1 protein-coding gene is annotated in these 914 nt (G+C 57.7%); it reads right to left on the reverse strand.

The genetic code is table 11. The annotated features are described in order from the left end of the window. Positions 1-136: 136 nt before the first annotated feature. Positions 137-667 carry a DUF2380 domain-containing protein gene (locus tag AC630_RS41920; RefSeq protein WP_074124301.1) on the reverse strand — a complete coding sequence of 177 codons (531 nt, stop codon included), beginning with the start codon at positions 665-667 and terminating at the stop codon, positions 137-139. Positions 668-914: the final 247 nt, after the last annotated feature.

Consider the following 914-nt stretch of genomic DNA (forward strand, 5'->3'; position numbering starts at 1 on the left):
TTCTCGACCGAACCGGCCTATCTTGCCATCCATCTAATGTCCGCTTCGCTCTGACAGCGACCTGATTGTTCGCGCACGCGAAATGACGTGATGGGCCAAAACCGGACTCACGGGCCATGCACATGCGTCGCGTAGTCTATTGCTGCGATCTGCTTTCAAGCAGCCGGTCGCGGACCTCCTCCGATACAAAGCGCTCCGCCCGCTGCCATGCCTCGTCGTTGTCGCCGCGGAACTGGAAGTATTTCCTAAACACGATGCGCTGGGATTTTGTATCGATAGCAACAGTCTGCGCAAACTGCACCAGCGTGCTCATCTTATGAAAGCCGCCGATGATCAGGATCTGCGCGCCGTCCTGTGACGCCGCGCGCAGCCGATCGCGCAACGTCGGTCCATCGGTCGGACAATTTGAAGCGCAGGAGGACGGCACAAGCTCAAAACGGTGGTCCGCCGTGACATCGTCCCGCAGCGCGGTCATGAAGGCCCGCAGTCGCTTTTCATGCACCGCCGTCTGATCGGTGGGCTCGTTCGACGTGTCTCTATATTTGAAATCGTCGACGGAGACAGCCAAGGCGTGGCCGGCGGTCTCGGCGGATGCATCTGAGATGAGGCTGGATGCCAGGAACAGACCGGCTGCGGTAACAGCGTGCAGGATTAAGCTGTGGCGCATGGCGATGACTCGATCTCCTCCGCTAAGTCCATCTTAGAAGATCGATTCTTTCCGTCTCCTGTCGAAGAAATTAATCCTTGGTAACGCTACGCGGCCGCCCATGGCAGCGCAGCGCTAATGTCTGCATTGGGTCTTGGCTGTGTGACAACCCCAAGACGCTTGAGCGCGATAGAAGAACTTATTCGTCCAAGATCGTTCTAGCGCTCAGGCTCGCAGGTGCCTTCAACCTAGACGGCGAACTGAAGAA

Origin of the sequence: Bradyrhizobium sp. AS23.2 (assembly GCF_001908185.1) — a bacterium.
Classification (GTDB): domain Bacteria; phylum Pseudomonadota; class Alphaproteobacteria; order Rhizobiales; family Xanthobacteraceae; genus Bradyrhizobium.